General features: G+C 52.0%; 18 protein-coding genes. 10 read left to right on the top strand and 8 right to left on the bottom strand.

Going from position 1 to position 17,183, the window contains the following annotated elements:
* The first annotated feature begins 367 nt into the window (after positions 1-367).
* From QAO71_RS17440 to QAO71_RS17415, 6 genes are all read left to right on the top strand, one after another.
* Complete coding sequence (locus QAO71_RS17440) at positions 368-1,081, top strand: hypothetical protein (protein WP_280165934.1); 714 nt, start codon at positions 368-370, stop codon at positions 1,079-1,081.
* A gap of 272 nt (positions 1,082-1,353) precedes the next feature.
* Entirely contained in the window at positions 1,354-1,662 is a 309-nt protein-coding gene (locus tag QAO71_RS17435; RefSeq protein ID WP_280165933.1) for a hypothetical protein, read from the top strand.
* A 245-nt stretch (positions 1,663-1,907) separates the two neighbouring features.
* Complete coding sequence (locus QAO71_RS17430; RefSeq protein WP_280165932.1) at positions 1,908-2,261, top strand: histone-like nucleoid-structuring protein, MvaT/MvaU family; 354 nt, start codon at positions 1,908-1,910, stop codon at positions 2,259-2,261.
* Between the two features lie 209 nt (positions 2,262-2,470).
* Positions 2,471-3,220, top strand: coding sequence for an energy transducer TonB (locus tag QAO71_RS17425; RefSeq protein ID WP_280165931.1), 750 nt, complete (start codon positions 2,471-2,473; stop codon positions 3,218-3,220).
* Between the two features lie 219 nt (positions 3,221-3,439).
* Positions 3,440-3,706, top strand: coding sequence for a hypothetical protein (locus QAO71_RS17420; protein ID WP_280165930.1), 267 nt, complete (start codon positions 3,440-3,442; stop codon positions 3,704-3,706).
* Positions 3,707-5,270: 1,564 nt separating this feature from the next.
* Positions 5,271-5,894 carry a hypothetical protein gene (locus tag QAO71_RS17415; protein WP_280165929.1) on the top strand — a complete coding sequence of 208 codons (624 nt, stop codon included), beginning with the start codon at positions 5,271-5,273 and terminating at the stop codon, positions 5,892-5,894.
* Between the two features lie 816 nt (positions 5,895-6,710).
* On the opposite strand, the gene QAO71_RS17410 is transcribed toward QAO71_RS17415, so the two are convergent.
* A complete protein-coding gene (locus QAO71_RS17410; RefSeq protein ID WP_280165928.1) occupies positions 6,711-7,274 on the bottom strand; it encodes an HD domain-containing protein in 564 nt (187 codons plus the stop codon).
* Between the two features lie 59 nt (positions 7,275-7,333).
* On the opposite strand from QAO71_RS17410, the gene QAO71_RS17405 reads away from it, so the two are divergent.
* Entirely contained in the window at positions 7,334-7,507 is a 174-nt protein-coding gene (locus tag QAO71_RS17405; protein WP_280165927.1) for a hypothetical protein, read from the top strand.
* Positions 7,508-9,038: 1,531 nt separating this feature from the next.
* Here QAO71_RS17405 and QAO71_RS17400 read toward each other — a convergent pair.
* Complete coding sequence (locus QAO71_RS17400) at positions 9,039-9,269, bottom strand: hypothetical protein (RefSeq protein WP_280165926.1); 231 nt, start codon at positions 9,267-9,269, stop codon at positions 9,039-9,041.
* A 774-nt stretch (positions 9,270-10,043) separates the two neighbouring features.
* On the opposite strand from QAO71_RS17400, the gene QAO71_RS17395 reads away from it, so the two are divergent.
* Complete coding sequence (locus tag QAO71_RS17395) at positions 10,044-10,223, top strand: hypothetical protein (protein WP_280165925.1); 180 nt, start codon at positions 10,044-10,046, stop codon at positions 10,221-10,223.
* A 698-nt stretch (positions 10,224-10,921) separates the two neighbouring features.
* Here the strand turns inward: QAO71_RS17395 and QAO71_RS17390 are convergent.
* Positions 10,922-12,193, bottom strand: coding sequence for a hypothetical protein (locus tag QAO71_RS17390; protein ID WP_280165924.1), 1,272 nt, complete (start codon positions 12,191-12,193; stop codon positions 10,922-10,924).
* Between the two features lies 1 nt (position 12,194).
* Positions 12,195-12,626, bottom strand: coding sequence for a hypothetical protein (locus QAO71_RS17385; RefSeq protein WP_280165923.1), 432 nt, complete (start codon positions 12,624-12,626; stop codon positions 12,195-12,197).
* Positions 12,627-13,181: 555 nt separating this feature from the next.
* Between QAO71_RS17385 and QAO71_RS17380 the strand changes: the two genes are divergently transcribed.
* Complete coding sequence (locus QAO71_RS17380) at positions 13,182-13,661, top strand: hypothetical protein (protein ID WP_280165922.1); 480 nt, start codon at positions 13,182-13,184, stop codon at positions 13,659-13,661.
* A 1-nt stretch (position 13,662) separates the two neighbouring features.
* Here QAO71_RS17380 and QAO71_RS17375 read toward each other — a convergent pair whose 3' ends face one another.
* Both QAO71_RS17375 and QAO71_RS17370 read right to left on the bottom strand, forming a co-directional pair.
* Positions 13,663-14,037 carry a hypothetical protein gene (locus QAO71_RS17375; RefSeq protein WP_280165921.1) on the bottom strand — a complete coding sequence of 125 codons (375 nt, stop codon included), beginning with the start codon at positions 14,035-14,037 and terminating at the stop codon, positions 13,663-13,665.
* A complete protein-coding gene (locus tag QAO71_RS17370; RefSeq protein WP_280165920.1) occupies positions 14,034-14,294 on the bottom strand; it encodes a hypothetical protein in 261 nt (86 codons plus the stop codon). Before QAO71_RS17370 ends, QAO71_RS17375 begins: the two co-directional genes overlap by 4 nt.
* Before the next feature lie 152 nt (positions 14,295-14,446).
* Here QAO71_RS17370 and QAO71_RS17365 point away from each other — a divergent pair, with 152 nt between their 5' ends.
* On the top strand, positions 14,447-15,562 hold the full coding sequence (locus tag QAO71_RS17365; RefSeq protein WP_280165919.1) for a hypothetical protein: 1,116 nt from the start codon (positions 14,447-14,449) through the stop codon (positions 15,560-15,562).
* Between the two features lie 623 nt (positions 15,563-16,185).
* Here the strand turns inward: QAO71_RS17365 and QAO71_RS17360 are convergent.
* Complete coding sequence (locus QAO71_RS17360; RefSeq protein WP_280165918.1) at positions 16,186-16,671, bottom strand: hypothetical protein; 486 nt, start codon at positions 16,669-16,671, stop codon at positions 16,186-16,188.
* 63 nt (positions 16,672-16,734) lie between these two features.
* Positions 16,735-17,133 carry a TraR/DksA family transcriptional regulator gene (locus QAO71_RS17355; RefSeq protein WP_280165917.1) on the bottom strand — a complete coding sequence of 133 codons (399 nt, stop codon included), beginning with the start codon at positions 17,131-17,133 and terminating at the stop codon, positions 16,735-16,737.
* Between the last annotated feature and the right edge of the window lie 50 nt (positions 17,134-17,183).

Here is a 17,183-nt window from a genome sequence, read left to right as displayed (position 1 = left end):
ATAACGTGTTATGTTACGCATAACCGTAGTGTAACAGGGATACTGAATTTAGCATAATTGAACAAAAACACAGAATACCTAATAACTATTATGGGCCCTCATCAGGTTTTCACCTTGATCATCAGTAAAACGAAAACTGGATTCATGATTAAAATTCTCAAATTCCACACATAGCGATTGATACGGCGTACCCGGGTGAAGCCGCTTCAGGCAAATAAGCGGCAGTGGTCTGGATCTCGCCTTTCTGGTCGGCACCGAGCCGACGGCCATGGGATTTACACCCCTATTCTTTCTTGGCGCGCCTGAGGTTGCTTTATGCTTTAGGTTCGGCAGGACAGTGGACGGCCTACAAAGCGAAGGAGATGGGATGAACATTGGATTGAGATATGCGGATCGCCTTGTGGATCGTTGCGCTCCGGTACGGATTCTTGCCTTTAGCTACAAAAAGGATGGTGTGAAGTACATGCTCCCTGTGCTATGGGAGAAAGCGATGATGGTGGATAAGCCGATCGGCTTGGATCTTGAGATGCTTCGACTGCGCGCTTTCAACGACACACGTTTTGGCGGTTCGGATTTCGCTCCTTCAGAGAACTGCATCCATGTCGTCATCTGCCATGTGGAGAAGAAGGTTTGTTTTGGACCGCGAGGGCATATTGGCATGCGGCCGAAGGGCGTAGGCTTGGGGGGCTCGCTGATGTCATGGCTAATCCATGAAATGAAAGAGGGAGGTTTGGGTGACTACACTATTGAGCCTGGACAGCTTGGTGGGGTGGATGCAAAGACAGATGAGGATCGGCTCCGGCGCAATTCCTTTTACATGGGCTTGGGCTTCAGTCTGAGTAGTTGTTCCGCTACGACCGGCATTGATGTCGTAGGTGGGATGTTCACTGCGCCAAACATAGGTGCACTGATAGACTCCCCGCAGCGTTTGGCCAGGCTGGTTAGGTGGAGAGATTTCGAGGCGGAACAACGGAGAGCATTCAATCCGCCGACTGCAAACAAACATAATCTAAATTGTCGGAGGCCCGCGCAACTGGGTCCACTCCGACGCATAGCAGTCCGGCTACTCGGCATTCACTAACCCTAATAGGCAGAGTGTGGCGGCGGCGTGATAGGAACCCGCCACTACGAGCCGCCCTTCGTAAATCGTTTGACGTGCTACCGCTATTGACCTTGGAACGACGGTCAAATGAGCATTCCATTCCTGCAGTCATATTTACTAGGCTTCCATCTCTTGCTCGGTGAGTCCCACGTGCGGCAGTCAAATGGTCTTCTTGTAAGATCGTCGGTGCAGAATGCTTACAACCCCCATTTGTATAAATAGATGTGAACACAACGAATGGAGGTTCAAAAATGTATATTTCAATCCAGAAAACAGAACTGATCTTTGAAGGTCAGAGCATTACGGTATGGACTGAGCGCGATATAAGAGGGCAGGAAACCGGATGGATCATCGAGCACGGCGGTTGGATCTATGAAAAGATGAATGTGACGGGTTCGGTCTACGAGGCTACCAAGGCTGGAGTGGAGGCTGTCTTGCGAATTGCAGGCAAACCGGCAATAGGCATCAGATCGGAGGTCAGTTGCGAAATGTTATCCACCCAAGAGGTCGAGCGGGTTGTAGCTAAGGTCTTTGGTCGGTGTTCAATTGAGGAGTTCTAGAATGGGCATTTATCAATATATCAGAATAATCAATAGTAAATTTATACCCATTCTGATTTGTATGAATCGCAGGATTAGAAGTTAAAATGATAGTAGTATTGCGAGAGATACCGTCACTACTTACAATCGAGGGGTCTCGATGAGACTAGCTTGTCTGCGGTTGTCCCAATATGCAGCCAGGCCAGCAACGCTGAATAGGTCGAGCGAGATCGTATTCCGCACACATTATTATGTAAGAGGTTTTCATGTCTCAACAACTAGCAGCATATCGTGCACTACAGCGTGAAATCGCGGATCTTGCAGAGAAGCAGCACCGCATGGAACAGAATCAGGAGCTGGCGCGGGAAATAGAATTCGAACAAAAGCTAAAGGCGCTGGTTGCTGAGTCTGGTTTGAGCAAAGCGCAGGTCATTAGTATCCTGATCCCGGATGGCAAACAGACCCCGGCAGCTACAGGTACGCGCAAGCCGCGTAAGACCAAGACGTACAAAAACCCGCACACTGGCGAGGTAATTGAAACCAAGGGTGGCAACCATAAGGGTCTCAAGGTTTGGAAGGATAAACATGGCGCAGATGTTGTGAATTCCTGGGTGGTGTAAGTCAGGTAGAAGTAGAAGAACCGGCCGTTATCCTGATCTCAGGCGGTCGGTTTTTTTATACCTACAGATCCAGTATCGCAAAAGTTACATCCACTTCGGATGCACCAGTTCAGCCAGTTCTATACATTTTGCCTGCGACAATGGAAACAGATTACCCATAACCTCGATACGGTGTCGCCCGAATCAGGATAACCACGAGGAACGCCCCCTTGAGTGATAAAGCATTACCTATGGCCATAACAGGAGCCGTCGCCGTCATCGGACTTGGTATGGCAGCAGTGATTTTCTTGGTCCACCAGGTTACGACTGATGTTAAGCAGATGAGAGCAGATGTTGATCAGCTCAAGGCGAGCGTTGCCACACTACCCCCTATGCAGAAAGGTGCGGCCAACATGAATGCTCGGATTAACGAGCTGGATTCAGGAATGCTGGCCATGGCGAAGATGCTCAAGCTCGATGGGGCTGAGCTATCACGGCTCATGAATAATGAGCTGACCGGACAAGGCATGGCTCCAGCTTCCGTGGTCATGCAGGCGCCGGCTATTCAGATGAAGGCTCTCAGTACTCCTGCAGTGGTACCGGCTTCTCCTACGGATACCCCGGCGTGGGCAATTGCTGCAGAGAGCAGCAGCTCGGCTCAGCAGACTAGCAACGCGCAGCTCACCATCGAAGATGTGGACGGGCTTTTGGTGGAGCGCATCAGTGAAAACTGGAATATGCCACCGGGGAACATCGAAGATTTGCGAACCGAGCTTGAGTTACGTCTGGATCGGGACGGCGCAATGAAGACTGTCGAGGTCATCACATCGAGCGGTAACAGGATTTTCGACGATTCAGCGGTTACCGCGATCAAGCGCATCAAGGCAATTCCTGAGGTCGCATTATTAAGTGACGACCTTTACCGGGTCGGCTATCAGAACCGCAGCATCGTGTTCAACCCGGACTTGGGTGGCAAGTAGATCTGTGCACTACCGTTTTCCTTCCGGAGCTTCGGCTCCCCTTTTTTATCCAACCGCTTATGACACACCTTGCTCCCCGCAATGATGCTATCCCACACATAACGGAGGTAGCCCAATGACTCAGTGCTTCACCAATGCCAGTGCTTCAGCAGTAAAGGAAATGCTCAGTGCCCACCTCGGTTCCTTCCCCTCCCAGGATGTTGACATGGAACCATTTCCATGTCGGGCACTCCCCAAGAGCTGACTTTTACTATTAAGGTGCTTCCCAAAGGAGCAAAATCCAGTGAACAGGTTTTGCTTGAAAGCTATGCAGGTATGCATGGGCTGGATTTGACTAAATCCTCACAGATTCAAGGGGTCGGGACGTGTAAGCTGGTTGCGTATAAACCACGCAGCACTAAGCTTCCTTGGATCGTTGAAAACGAGAAAGGAAAGCGCTACAAACTGGAAACTGTCACTGTGTTGTCCTACTTCAAGGCTGTGTAAGGTAGACCTATTTGGGCCGGCGCGGTGGTCAGCCCTACCCCTTTTTGAACCGGAAGCGAAATGACTGGACCGACACACCGATCCCTGCAGTCTATAGCCGGGGTACAGAGCTCGAAAGGTTCATATCCCCAAGCTGTTGAGCAATCAAGCGGAGAGAAGGCTGCACGCTACATTGCGGCCGCGACTCCAGCGAACACAGCAGCTGCTTATGCCAGGGCCGTCGACCACTTTCGCATTGAATGGGGAGGTCTACTTCCGGCGTCGGAGTCTTCGATCGTCCGGTATCTTGCTCATTATTCTATGAAGCTTGCGGTCAGTACCCTCAAGCTGAGGCTGGCGGGTCTCGCGCACTGGCATAGAGAGCATGGATTCAGCGATCCAACCAAGGGCTCTGAAGTCCGAAAGGTGATGAAGGGGATTGCGAGAGAGCATCAAGGACCCCCGCGCCAGGCTACGCCGTTACCCTTTGATCATCTCCAAAAGATGGTTCTGACCTTGGAGAGCAATATCCTGGTAGCAAGGGATAAAGGCGACAGGCCAGCACTTCTGCGTCACCTTCGAAATCGCGCACTTCTTCTTCTGGGCTTTTGGCGAGGGTTTCGGAGTGATGAGCTCACCCGGGTCCGCGCGGAACATACCAAGGTATATCGAGGTGAGCGGTTAGAGATTTACCTCGGCCATTCCAAAACCGATGCCATCGCTGAAGGACAAACCTTTGATGCCCCCGCACTGAGAATCCTTTGTCCTGTTGAAGCATACCTGGACTGGATCAGCGAATCAGATATCCGGTCGGCCCGGTATTCAGGAAGATTGATCGTTGGGGCAACGTGGGAGCCCAGGGCATTTACACCAAAAGCCTCGGCCCCTTGCTCAATGCCATGGCCAAGGACTCGGGCCTTGAGATTCACCTGAGCACCCACTCAATGCGCCACGGCTTCGCAAAATGGGCTGTGGACATGGGGTGGGACATCCACGCGATCATGAAGCATGTTGGTTGGTCAAACCTAGCGAATGCGGCTAGATACGTGCCAGCGAAATTCAATTACGGGTCTTTGGCTATGGGCGGTTCGCTGACAAGTTCTGCATCATCTTCGTTGCCCATAGATATAGACAATGGTCGAATTTTAACAGTCGAGCCAGAGCAGTAAGACACAGACTGCATGCGTCTCGCTCAGACAGGAATGACTCGGATTGGCCCGTCCTCAGGCGGATTGTGGGGCTTTGAAGGACTCCCCTAAGTCATTTTGATACTCTGTTCCCGCCATCTGTATGTCTTATGACATTGTGAAACAATGCGTCGATTGAGTTCCGACAAAAAAAATTCTTGGCATGTCAATGATAGCTCGGTACTATCACTCCGATCCGCAAAGTCGGAATAATAAAGGTCTGGCAGATGCTTCGGGCACGGTCAGCCGCCCACAGGGGGAGGACGGACGATCTCATAATACCCAAGTCACTTTGAGCGTTTTCAAGGATGCGCAGAGCTGCGCTGGACGGGTTTGAGATTGGCGTCAGGGAACTCCCCCTAGTGAATCAGACAAGCTAGGTTTTTTGGGGGGGGGTTATGGGATCGGTACTCATTTCTGAGTCTGCGGCTGGTTCATTGACGAATAACAGTCAACCAGAGCGGGATCTTCAGATAAGAAATCTTGCACAGCGATTTACAGCTAAAGAAGTTGCTCGAGCATTCGTTATGCCGACCAACGCTATGAAGGCTTACGGCGAGCTGCATGCAATAACGTTTGCTTCCGCAGATGGTAGATCTCCTTCTGAAATGCGTCGTTGCCGCCGGGAAATATCCCACATCAGAGAGGAAACTCTTGCCAGCATGCTCCCCCCCATCCAGCCTTCCCCCGGACCCGATGGTATTCAGCTCTCCCCCCTTCAGGACCTACGGTCCAAAAAAGCATTGTGGGAAGGCTCCAACAGGTTTGTGAGCAGTCTCATCGAGATGGCTAAAACTCACACCCAGGCCGATGCACTGCGGAAAACCCACATTAGCCGGCGTCAGCTTTGTAAGCTCGCATACGATCACGATATTGTTTTTCAGGACCAGATTCAGCCCTTTGACGAAGCGGCCGCAAATAACGCGATCATTCAAAGGTCTGCCCAGCCTTACTCGCTGGATGGGATGCCGCGAATCTCGCTAGCCAGACTTAACCTTTTCATCCAGGGCACGCACAGTTAACTCCACGCAATAATATAGGGCGGTACTGCCGCCCTTGTCCTTCTGCATTTCAATCATGATCTTGGCAGCGTTTTGCTCGCTTACGCTGGCGTGCTGTACCCATCCCCCGATATTCAATAAACAGCTCGATCGGAGTGTTCGGTCTCACTAGGGAAATGTAGGACTTCTGGATAAGCCGACTCGGCTTGTTGGCATTTTTGGCCCCAAGGAGGATGGCCTTCAGATCGAAAGATACGATGTAGCCAATAAACTGTGTGCCGGACTCAAGGTACAGGGTGATTTCTACGTCATTGTTGAGGCAATAGTTAAGGAATCGGTTTTGCTCTCGCACCGATCTATCTATTTCTCCGTTCGGAGAGGGCTGTACACCACCCTTTTTCCCTTTTCCCTTCCTCGTCATGCATACCCTTCTGGCCGAACTTGCTATCGGCATCTAACTACTTGCTATCCATCAGTGACAAAATCTGCCCCCACGACGAATCCGGATACTCCAATGCAGGGCCCGCGAAGATCCCGCATACCTGACGGGCCAGGTGAAATTCAGAAAACGACGTCGCTACATCCTAGCGCTACCGGCGCATCTCCGTATCACAGTGCAAGATCTTGGACGGATGATGGCACAGCGCTATATGCCTGATCAATTATCTCGCTCAAATGCCGATTGTAGCAAAATCCTTTGTCAGTATTGGCACAGCATGCCCCGAGAGAGTGCACAGTTTTGCGACATCGGATGTGGTGGGTGTGCGAGGCACTGGACGAATGGCTATTCCCAGGGCTGAAGGTGATCGACAGTGATGATGATTCAGCCGGACATTATTACGCAGAAGCTGCCCGTTGCGCCGGTTCTGCTGAATCAGTCAGCGCAATCTCCTCAAGGTGACTACTCACTTGCAGGTAGGCCTGCAGCCAGAGTTCCTGATTGCCACCGCGAAGTGCGTCAAGCAGCGATAATTTTTCCTTCAGGTAGATCCGTGCAAACTCTGGATCAAGCTGATGGATCGTTTTCGTGTTAGAGATGACGTCGCACAGCTTGATGGTTTTGCAGACATCGCACTGGCGTGCAAGGTGTTCTCGATCAAGGCGCTTGCGTACAGCTCGCGTACCATCTTCGAGCTTGGAGATGTCGGTAACACCGTCCACTAGCCGCGCCACAGTCTCACCAAACAACAGTTCGATGGTCGCACTAGTTATTGAAGTGTCTTCACGCACGTCGTGCAGCCACGCGGCCGCTACAGCCGCTTCAGAGCCGCCATGCTGCTTGACCAGAGATGCCACCTCCTGAAGGTGTATCCAGTACGGTTCCCCGGTGTACTTGCGCACCTGGTTGTTCGCTCCATGGGCACCAATAGCGAATAGCATCGCACCTTCAGCAAAAGACATCAGGTCACTCCGGTAATACGGAAAGGAGTAACCATATTACCTTGAAATAGGTGTCATAAATGACAACCCTCCCCCGAGTGGTTATCTGGACGCCCGCCGTTATCTTCTGGTCAGTCAATGAAGAGTCGAGGCGTGAGATGGGTCAGATTTTCATGTGGGTGGTCATGCACAAGCTGCTGCTCCAGGCGATCGGGGTCATGGCTGTGGAGCGGTTTATCGCGGTCCGAGAATAAGGGACTTTACGAGGCACGCGCTGTTTTCCGATCAGTATATGCGATCAAGGTTGGCCTGGTGTTTCAGGACCGGTTACGGCCGGCTGCTGCAGCGTATCGGTTATCAGGCCAAGTTTGATAAGGCAACGTCGCCATGTGCAGCGCCATGAATAGGACATAGACCAGGATCTGGCATATTACAAACGCGCCGCCAAGCTTAATCACCCAGCTGCGCTGGCGGAGTTCGACGTCATGTACAGCCACTGGGTTGGGTGTGAGGCTAATCTCCTCAGGCCATTACAACGCTTCCCAGCTTTATCGTAGCGGTGCCGGTCTTGGGATTGAGGCTTTATAGCCAATTGATCGAATTATGGGCTTTGTCGAACATCATCGGCGCCGGCATCGATGACCACTGGAGACCAACTCGACCAGGTGCATGCCGGCGTACACTCCACCACGGCCTATACCATCATAGCAAGCCACTCCCCCCGCCGCCGCCCGTACTCCCGCCAGCTCGATACCTATTCTAGCCACCCCACGCCCACACGAATCCCTAACATAGGTGACAATCTATACCATCATAGGAGGGGGGTCTCGGCAATTCGCCATATGCCTGGACCGCCCTGCTCTGATTAACCCTCTTTTACTTTGCTCCCGGCTGGCAATATGTCTTTGTGCGGCGTAGGAAAAGAAGCGGGAAAAGAAAAATAAAAAATTAAGAAAAGATGTTGGTTAGGGGAGGGTTTGCAAGGGGTTCATGGTCCTAGATTACAGGTACCCCTACCTATGATGGTATAGGTGGTGGGCGTGGTATGGCAATGCGCGTGGGCAGCGTGTGAGTTTGCAGGGAAAATGTGGGGATGCGGGATGGCCACTCCTCCCCGCCTATGATGGTATACCAAGCTGCTGCCGGCTGGGTTGAGTGCGCGGCTACCAGGCTGATTCAGCACAAGCAGCATGATGCATTCGTCCTTAGGCTTTGCACTTCTGCCGGTTTGATCGGCGCCGGCTATCTAGCTAACTGACAGTCCGCCCAAGCCGAGGTTGCATCGGGAACCGGAGAAGCTTCACTTGTTCTCGTCATGCACCTCTATTCTTGCCCTCCTCCCCTGCGCGCACCAATCGGGCTCTGTGTGACTTGAAGCTGACTCTTCAGCATCAGCGACCATGCCTTCAGATAGTCTTACTGCCTCCTCACGGTCGGCTAATGGGCCTTTCCACGATTGTGAGCTTTGATCGCTTCGCATTAGTTGATGAATCGCCAAGCGGAGGACTTAACTGACTGGACTGTCAGGGTGATGTCGAATTCAGGTGGTACCGGCTCATCTACCGGTTCAGACAACGCAGCGGCCACGGCGAGAGTATCAGCAACCAAGCTATCAGAAGAATCCAGCTCCTCAGTCCCGGGGAAAACTCACCAGAACGTATGGAAACTACGCCTCGCACGTAGCTGCCAAAATCTGGAAGCACCTGGGCGCAGCGGGCAACTACAGCGTGGGTCGGGGCGGCTATCGGCTCAACTTCCGATACAGGATTGCTCGTCATGTGGTCTTCATTTCTTAGCCTTTTCGTATTCTTGTCGCAAGTCTTCCACGCCGTCCGAGGAAATGTGTTCGGCAAGCTCCTTCTCTATCATCTCTACGTAGCTAAGCTCATCGAAAAGTGAGCCACCGATTTCATCTACACCATGTTTCTCGGCCAGTGCCTTTACGCCATTCAAAAATGCCATGCGATTCTCAGCGTCAGCTGGTAGTGCGAACACCTTGGTCGTCATCTTGTTCATCTGTATTTTCCATGCCAATGGATATGTGTGATAGAGAGGATTGTATACGCGTTAAAATAGAGTCAGGAGAGCAATAGTCACTCCACTGATCTTCTAAGCCTTCATACATTTCTTCAGTAATGCTCATAGTACCCTATCGACTCAAACACGCAGACCGTTGTGAGTGTTGTCATTACATGCCACAAGGAACCAGCAATAAGTGTAACGAGTCGTGGTTCTGTCACAACTGAATCGCGTGCTTTAAGTTTACGGCCGTCGATCGTTTGCCTGCCTTGCCCATCATTCATGCGGGCCCGGTACGTGTTGGGGACCATTGGTTGAGGTAAAGTGATACACAGCGGGGCTGACACGGTGGCTCTCGGCTTACAGTACACATTCCCTCAACTCACTCAGAAAGGGTATGAATGGTATGAACTCAAACTGAAGTAAGAAGCCCTGAATAAGACAGCTCAGCCATTGCGGTGAGCAGGGGCGAAGACCCTGGTGCAAACTGAACAAGGGAAATCACATGTACAAACTTGAGCACGTTGCTCGGCGCACGAACCTAGCCAGCCATGCTCTGGGGGGGCTTACCTGCCTGATTATTTCACTAGCCGCTGCGCTTGCCATCTGGACTTATCCATACGCAGGTCCCGATCTGCGCACCGAATTTTATATGGTGCTAGTGCCGGGTGGTGCTCTAGGAGTGGTCTTTTCCCTGTGGGGGGTGTGTGATCTGAGAGCTGGGAAGAAAAGGACTTGGTAGACACTATTCCAAAAGTAAGGGGTAACCACATGGAAATTAAAGCGGATTCGACGTATCGATTTGTCAAGAGCGGCAACCTTGTTCGTACAGTCTCAGCCACCGACTATGGTGGTCGCGGCAACTGGATCGTCGTCAGGATCGACTCTGGCAAGGAAATGATTGTTCCTAGCAAGGCACTGATTGATTCGAACCATCCAGATTGGTCATAAATAGGAAAAAATATGGCAGGTAGCACAGAAATTCGCTGTCCTTATTGCGGCTACGCCCATGCCCTGGCCAGTCCCTCAAAGGGACTATTGTGCCCGCAGTGCAAAAATGGCACGAAGCCCGGCTGATCCAAGACAAAAGGACCTTTGCGATCGTACTATGCAAGTCTGGTGCGGCCAGCTATCAGGACACCAACCACAATCTTGACCCTCGGCCGGGGTTTTATTACCAGGTACTTACGGCCAGGGCCGGGGCTGTCGCTGGTGATTAAGCGGCACTCATACCTCCGCACGGCGTCAGGTTCGCGCTGGCGAATAGCGTGAAGGCGCTCAACTAGCGAAAGCTCATAGAGCGCCCTGGGGTGAGCCGCTACTGCCAACCTACCTACAAAGAGAATGTTCAGGAGCTGCAGATAGCCCTAGTCGGTGAGGAATGGTCTTCAGCTCGGTGCACTGTCATGAGATTTTCGATCCGGAACACTCCCAAGGCGGATTCGGATTATCTGGAGGCTTGTGACGAGGCTGTTGGCTGCGATCGCCGCAAGCAATTGTAAAGCTGAAGTGTCTGTCCCCTCCTCCGAACTCCTCTACTCAATACCCGCAGACTGGCGGAAGGTTCTCCGTTCGCGGTTACCGAGCCATACCGGGGCGCTTCGAAGTCATGTGTGAAAGGGCATCTACATGTTTGCGATTCAGCGTGCTCACGCTTTTTTCGACGGCAGCTTATCCGAATGCACAAATGCGCTAAGGTAAAAGGGATCATCTTGAACTGGAGAAAAGGCCACCCCCGCGCCTCTAGCTATCTCGCAGTGGAACTGCAGAAGGTAGAGGGTTGATTTGCACAACATGGCATGACCGCGATATAGCGTGTCGGCGTTGATCTGCAATCCATATTCCTTCAACAGATGGTTTTGCACTCTTTCGGTAATAGTGCCGGCATTGTCTGCAGCGTTGAAAACAGACCGCATGACCCTTTTTGCATTCTCATTGGCTGCCGCAGCCCTCTTGTTTTCTACCTCCTGTTTTATTCGTTCAACGGGTAGGTGCATCTCAACCATGGTAGCGCCCAAAAAGCTGAGCCAGCTTGCGAGATTGCCAGGATGCGTTCGAAACCTCGCCTTGCGCGCGCCCCACATGTCGAAGAACTTGCCCATTCTCTCAGTGTTCATCAGGTCATCTTCACAGATCAGCGGTATGGTATTGCGTAGGCTGGACCGGCTCCATGACCTCTGAAACACATTCTGGACATCGAGAAGCCGGTCAAGGGTGGACTCTTTCAAATCGAGCTTTTTGTGCTTGCGAGCCAGAACCTCGGTACCACTAGTCTCGCTAGCCGAAGCCTTCAAGAATTGGATGATCATCTCGTAGTCGCACATAAGGGCAAGCCTCAGCGCGATTGTTTTATCCAGGTCACCCTTTATCCGGGTGGGGTCATTCTTTGTCACCGGCAGCACACCGCAGACCGTCAGCCAGCAATAGGTCTTTACTGACGCTTCTGCGAACTCCATGACAAAGCATCGCATCACTAGGTCGCGTCTTACCAAAGCAGAGTAATCAGTAAACTCATTCTGAAGGCTATCGACGATCTCGCATGCATAGCTTCCATCGAAGCCAATCCATTTCTCGGTAGATACCAGCATCGTAGCCATCTGGACAGTCCTGATATGGCTATGGATCTGATCTATCGTTTGTTTGGGAAGGTCCAGTGGAGGAAAGTCCAGGGCGATGGCATTTCTGATTTCCTCGCCGGTGTTACTCAGTGCGATTGCCAAAAGGGCGAAAGCTGAGTGCTTAATAATCTCGGCCTCACGCCCCTGATATTTGCTCTCAGCCATCTCGGTCACTCGGGATATAATCGTGCCTAGCTGCTGGCGCTCTATATCGGTCATGCCCTGATAGACCACCAGTTCGTTGAATGCAATCTGGTCAACGAGATCTAACCCAGCTTTATGCGCCTTACTGATTCGAGGCATCTTAATTCCCCTCCTTCCTTGCCATCTTAGATGCAACAACTGCTGCCCCGGTGCTTGCGGTGGCGCCAACGGCCGTGCCGGTGACAGTAACAGCAGTTACGCCTGCCGCCATCCCTCCGCCACCGGCGGCGAGCGAACCGCCTCCCAGCGCAGCTAGTGAGGCCTTGGTCAGAGCAGCGCCAGCAAGTGTGCTTATAGAGGTGCCTGAGGCCGTAGCGCCCAGTAGCCCTGTTCCGCCAATAGTTGCGGCGATCGGACCAGCGAAGATGGTAGCAGCCCCACCGGTTGCAACGGTGGCCACGCATACGAAGGCAATTTTACCAGGATGCTTTTTCACTATGCCGACCGTTGAGCGGCCAATATCTCCTACGGAGTCAGCTGCGTCGGATGCAATGTCAATAAAGAAATCTTTGAATGAGTTTATGAATGTCATGTTTATGTAGCTCCAGAGTTTTCAGCATTAGTTTGGTTAACTTCAGCTTAGTATCGTGAGCCGAAGCACCCCTCGCCATGCGAAAAGTGGCGTACCGTTTCCTACACTAGGACACCGCCGCTGGCCCTAAGCCAGGCAAACGTTCAACCAGGTCGATTTTGCATGTCGCGTCACTGCTAAGGCGTGTAGGACCTTCGACCTCAGGCGTAACAACAACTTTTTGGTGGAATAGGGGGTGATCCGTTTCCCTTGGGTTGTTCCAGTCTCGCTGCATTAGACCCGGTAGCTTAACCATACCATCCACGATCTTAACCGTACGACAGGTCTGCTCCTGCAGTGCCCTCTCACACCGCGACCAAACCTTCTTTGTTCATTTCTGAGGCATAACGCACTGAGTGGATGCTCATTTTTGAACGGTTGAATGACAGCGATACACGTCAGTCCGACAGGCCAGGTCAATAAATTGCCGCACGCCATCGGTTTTTGACACCCGTTTGGGTCGCAGAAATTATTCGCCCACGTATATTGGCCTTATCGCCAACCAGGAGTTTCAGAATGGGCAATAGCAACGGTCGAGAGACGCGGATCAACTACCTGTTACGAATGCCCGGGACTGTTCGAGACGAGATCAGGATACTTGTAGGCACCACGCGTCTCAGCGAACACGGGCAATGCATTGCCTTGCTTGAGCAAAGCCTCAACGCTATTGACCGATTCGACTATACGATGCCGGCACCCGAAGAATCACACTCCCGGTTTACCCTACGCCTTCCTGTTGCGCTGCATGCAAATATCAAAGAGGCATCGCTGCGAACTGGCGTCAGCATGAATCGAATTATCAACGGATGCCTGTATGCCGGCGCTGCGGTAGAAAATAGCGCGCCTGATTTGAATTCGTATGCCGAATCAGCTTTGGCCTCGCACTTGCCAGAGGATATATTTTTGGACCTGAAAGGTGAGGCGCAAAGAGCGGAGGTTAGCTTGATGGAAATGGCTGCCAAGCGAATCCACCGGGGCTATGCAACATCTGCATAGCTCAGGCGGGCCAGGATGCAATCTGTATGACGAAGTGGACGATTATGAGTACGAGTATTGCAATGGTTTTGAAACGCTTTGCCGACTTTTCATAGTCACTAGAACGAGTAATGCTGTAACTCATCGCGGCAAAGCCAAAAATCATCAAAAAGTCCGCACTGGTGATTACCAGGGCGCTGGCGGTCGGGCCGGCAACATAGGCGATCAGTCCAGCAACCATTAGCGCGAGCAAGACACTGACAGCCCATTCCCCGCCGTTAAGCCTGTAGAACTGCAGACCCGAGAAGCGAAACCAGGCCGAACGGCCCTGGTCGCTTATCCCATTTGATGCAGCCTTCGCCTTCAAAGCAGCGAATCCTTTGTTCTTTTTCCTCACGTCACCTCCCCCAGCGTTGATGCTGTGCGCTTTCGGAACACAGGGATCAAATTCAAAACCTCTACTTCCCGCACGCCTTTTGATATTGCGTTGGGCTTTAAGCACACAGTCATACCGACCATGACTGCGCCAGCAGCGCCATCGAGCACTGAGTTGGCTGCAAAGTAGTACTCACGCCCATCGCTACCAGCGATAAAGCCGTACCCTTCTCCTGGGGTATGACTTTTAGTCGTTCCGGTTCGCATTGTGATATTCATCGTTGCAATCTCTAATTTCGCTTATGTGAAGATTCTAACGAAGCAGACCTGTATTCACACCCAAACCCGGTGTTTTTACGCGGCCTTTAGTTGAAATGTTTGGGGTTCGGGTTAAGGTGATTTCTCTGCAGCCCCCTATCAGGAGTAGTGTTTTGAGTGACGTGAAATCCAGCTTGCTCGTTCGTGAAGGTCAAACCCTAATTGTCCCTGAGCCAGGGTACGCGGACAGCTGGGTGACGTGTCTGATCCACTTCTCTCCCGACCTGAAAAATATCGCCAAGCCGCTGTTCTCAAAACTCGCAAACTGGGCGAGCTGGGAGTCCGGCCGCGCTCTGGCCAGCGGCAATGTTGATGGCCTGGTCGATCTCAAGTCTCTGGATACGCTTTCACGAATCCAGTTCATCGCAGCCCAACGAGCCATCATGGTCCATGAATTTGGTATTCATCCTCGATCCGCCAATACGATAGCTTGGAACAACCCGGTCGGTGGCCACGAGTTTCATCTTATGGATATGGAGCGCTCAGAGGTTTATCTCGGACCTGATCGGCCCAGTGTGAAACAGCTCAATGAAGAGATGGCCATCCTCGACAAGCTCAACCGCTCAATGCTCTGGGATACGCGAGAGTGCAGCGACAGGCTGCAAGAGTTTACGCGGCCTGAGGTATACGCCGCGCTGTTCCACCACCTCGGTTGGCAATTTACGCCTACGGACATGGCTGATCCAGTTATCGCAGAGGTGGTACCCGTCAACCTTATAGGACACCTGGCCGATCCAGAGGTTGGCAAGGTGGCGGTGTTCTGTGCTCCGTTTTCCTCAAACCCGAATCTTCGTCACGACGAGCTTGATGAAATTGCTACCCGCGCCATGATGATGCGCCAGGAAGCACTCGGAACGAAGGTTCTACTGATGCACAGCAAACCACTGGTCAGGGCGCTTAATCACCACGATACGGGTGAGGAAGTAACGGTATCCATTTTCGGCAAGATTTTCTTCGATGACTCACACACATGGCTAGCACTACCCTCCACGCCTATATCGTTTGCCGATTTGTTTGTTGATCTGGTTGCTGCACACAGCTCCGGCAGTGCAGATGTCCTGGATCATGATTTTGAAACCGCACTGCGATTTGAGCATGTACGCGGCAGATCGAACCCGTTGGTACCTGAGGCCAATGGTCGTCAGCCTGCCGTCGAATGGAGCGGTACTGGCTGGGATTCAATATCCTTCGAGCCCCTTGAACAGCCTGCGAGGTCTAATACTGCTTGATGGTGTTAAGGCATTGGTGGCCCAGGACCGTTTGTACAGTGTCCACAATCGCCGCTTGCGGCAAGCATCCGCGCCACCTTTGATCCCGGCCTGTCGGTAGAGTCGACTGATAGTTTGCTGTAGACCGTCACAGTTGCGATACGCCTCTGGCACAGCATCCAGAATGCGCTGGTTTCCGTGATCAGATCAGTTGGCCGGGCTAGTTGAAAAAGTGAGGTACTGTCCATCGAATGACAAGCTCAGCCTCTCCTGCCTGCATTCAAGGCTCATCATTACAGGGGTTGTGCTTAGAACAATCCCGCAAGGTTCCAGGTCTTGTTGGTCTTGCGAAACAATAATTAGCTTCTTCCGCATTGTTCAGCATATGGCTCAAGCGAAGCTACACCTTCCGCAACCGACGCACGATCCCACGAAGTATCGCCATCAATCGCAATAGCAGCGTAGTTATCGCAATCGGCAGCAGAGGGTTCAAGTGCCGTCCAGCCTTCTCTGGCGTTAGGATATGGATCGAACCTGGATTTTTACTACTGAACTATTGCAGCAGTGTCGTTTTGCCGGTTCCTGCCCTGCCGGTTAAATGCAATACGGAGATTTCCATCTGTTTTCCACTAACACCTGAGCAGTCAGCGCAAGTTGTAGCAATCAGGTTTGAAATCGGAGTTGATGCACAGCGCCTTGTGCTTAACGCTTCCTGTGCTCCATGACTTCACTTTGGCCTGATTCCCAATAGAGGCGGTAACAGCGCCTTTAACTTGGAAAACTCCCTCATCCGTGGAGACGGTTGTGGTTGTAGAGAACGTTGATTCGTTGAGCACGATAGAAATGACGCTGCCTGCCGTACCGATAATCGGATCACTAGCTGCGATTGGAGCCTTTACTGTTTGTGCCCAAGGGATGCCAACAAGCGCTAACAGTGTTAGCGCTGCAGCTAGAACGCGAAGCTTGGCTTTGCGAACAAAGGCGGTCCGCTCATCTGGCGTCCCCTCAAGAGCCAGAGCCCTTGGATTGGGGTGCAGGCCGTAGGTAAAGAGATTGCTTGATGCTTCCAGAATGAAATAACGATTACGCTCATCTTTGATCGATTCGTGCTCTAGGTTAGAGGTATGCATTGTGGATTCCTTTAACATTCGTAGCAGAACTGGAAATACTGGTCAGCCGGTAAAGGCATGCCCTCATACCCGGTGCCGGCCTTGCGCTTCGACCACTCGCATTGATTCGACGGAGAGTTTCGTTGTCGGATTGACCAGCAGCCGTCGCAGCCCGATGGGCTCACCCGTTTGTTCACAATATCCGTATTCGCCTTCTTTGATCCGCTCCAGGGCGGAATCAATTCGCTTAAGCTCCTCGCGGTCACGGTTCATCATTGCAAGGCTTATTGATCGGTGTTCCTCATTGGATGCAAGGTCGGTGAAATCTGCCTCGCGGATCGAGTCTTTCAAGGTGGAGTGGTAACTCTGGAGCCTGCTCGTTATCAACGCTTTGTTGTCCCCTAGGACGCGTTGAAAGTAAGCAAGCTGACCATCATCCATGTAGCTTTCTTCAGGCTGCAATAACAGTTCTTGATCGGTCACAGTGGCCTCTTTATGCCGGTACGGAAGCATTCAGGATAACGATGATCTAT

Source organism: Halopseudomonas sp. SMJS2 (assembly GCF_029866945.1).
GTDB lineage: Bacteria > Pseudomonadota > Gammaproteobacteria > Pseudomonadales > Pseudomonadaceae > Halopseudomonas > Halopseudomonas bauzanensis.
The sequence above is the reverse complement of the archived record's forward strand: the minus strand, read 5'-3'. Positions and strand labels throughout refer to the sequence as shown.

What these genes read in the sequence shown, in the direction of transcription:
- QAO71_RS17440 (WP_280165934.1), top strand. Translation starts at nt 368, where the DNA reads ATGAACATTGGATTGAGATATGCGGATCGCCTTGTGGATCGTTGCGCT.
- QAO71_RS17435 (WP_280165933.1), top strand. Translation starts at nt 1,354, where the DNA reads ATGTATATTTCAATCCAGAAAACAGAACTGATCTTTGAAGGTCAGAGC.
- QAO71_RS17430 (WP_280165932.1), top strand. Translation starts at nt 1,908, where the DNA reads ATGTCTCAACAACTAGCAGCATATCGTGCACTACAGCGTGAAATCGCG.
- QAO71_RS17420 (WP_280165930.1), top strand. Translation starts at nt 3,440, where the DNA reads ATGTCGGGCACTCCCCAAGAGCTGACTTTTACTATTAAGGTGCTTCCC.
- QAO71_RS17415 (WP_280165929.1), top strand. Translation starts at nt 5,271, where the DNA reads ATGGGATCGGTACTCATTTCTGAGTCTGCGGCTGGTTCATTGACGAAT.
- QAO71_RS17410 (WP_280165928.1), bottom strand. Translation starts at nt 7,274, where the DNA reads ATGTCTTTTGCTGAAGGTGCGATGCTATTCGCTATTGGTGCCCATGGA.
- QAO71_RS17405 (WP_280165927.1), top strand. Translation starts at nt 7,334, where the DNA reads ATGACAACCCTCCCCCGAGTGGTTATCTGGACGCCCGCCGTTATCTTC.
- QAO71_RS17400 (WP_280165926.1), bottom strand. Translation starts at nt 9,269, where the DNA reads ATGAACAAGATGACGACCAAGGTGTTCGCACTACCAGCTGACGCTGAG.
- QAO71_RS17395 (WP_280165925.1), top strand. Translation starts at nt 10,044, where the DNA reads ATGGAAATTAAAGCGGATTCGACGTATCGATTTGTCAAGAGCGGCAAC.
- QAO71_RS17390 (WP_280165924.1), bottom strand. Translation starts at nt 12,193, where the DNA reads ATGCCTCGAATCAGTAAGGCGCATAAAGCTGGGTTAGATCTCGTTGAC.
- QAO71_RS17385 (WP_280165923.1), bottom strand. Translation starts at nt 12,626, where the DNA reads ATGACATTCATAAACTCATTCAAAGATTTCTTTATTGACATTGCATCC.
- QAO71_RS17380 (WP_280165922.1), top strand. Translation starts at nt 13,182, where the DNA reads ATGGGCAATAGCAACGGTCGAGAGACGCGGATCAACTACCTGTTACGA.
- QAO71_RS17370 (WP_280165920.1), bottom strand. Translation starts at nt 14,294, where the DNA reads ATGAATATCACAATGCGAACCGGAACGACTAAAAGTCATACCCCAGGA.
- QAO71_RS17360 (WP_280165918.1), bottom strand. Translation starts at nt 16,671, where the DNA reads ATGCATACCTCTAACCTAGAGCACGAATCGATCAAAGATGAGCGTAAT.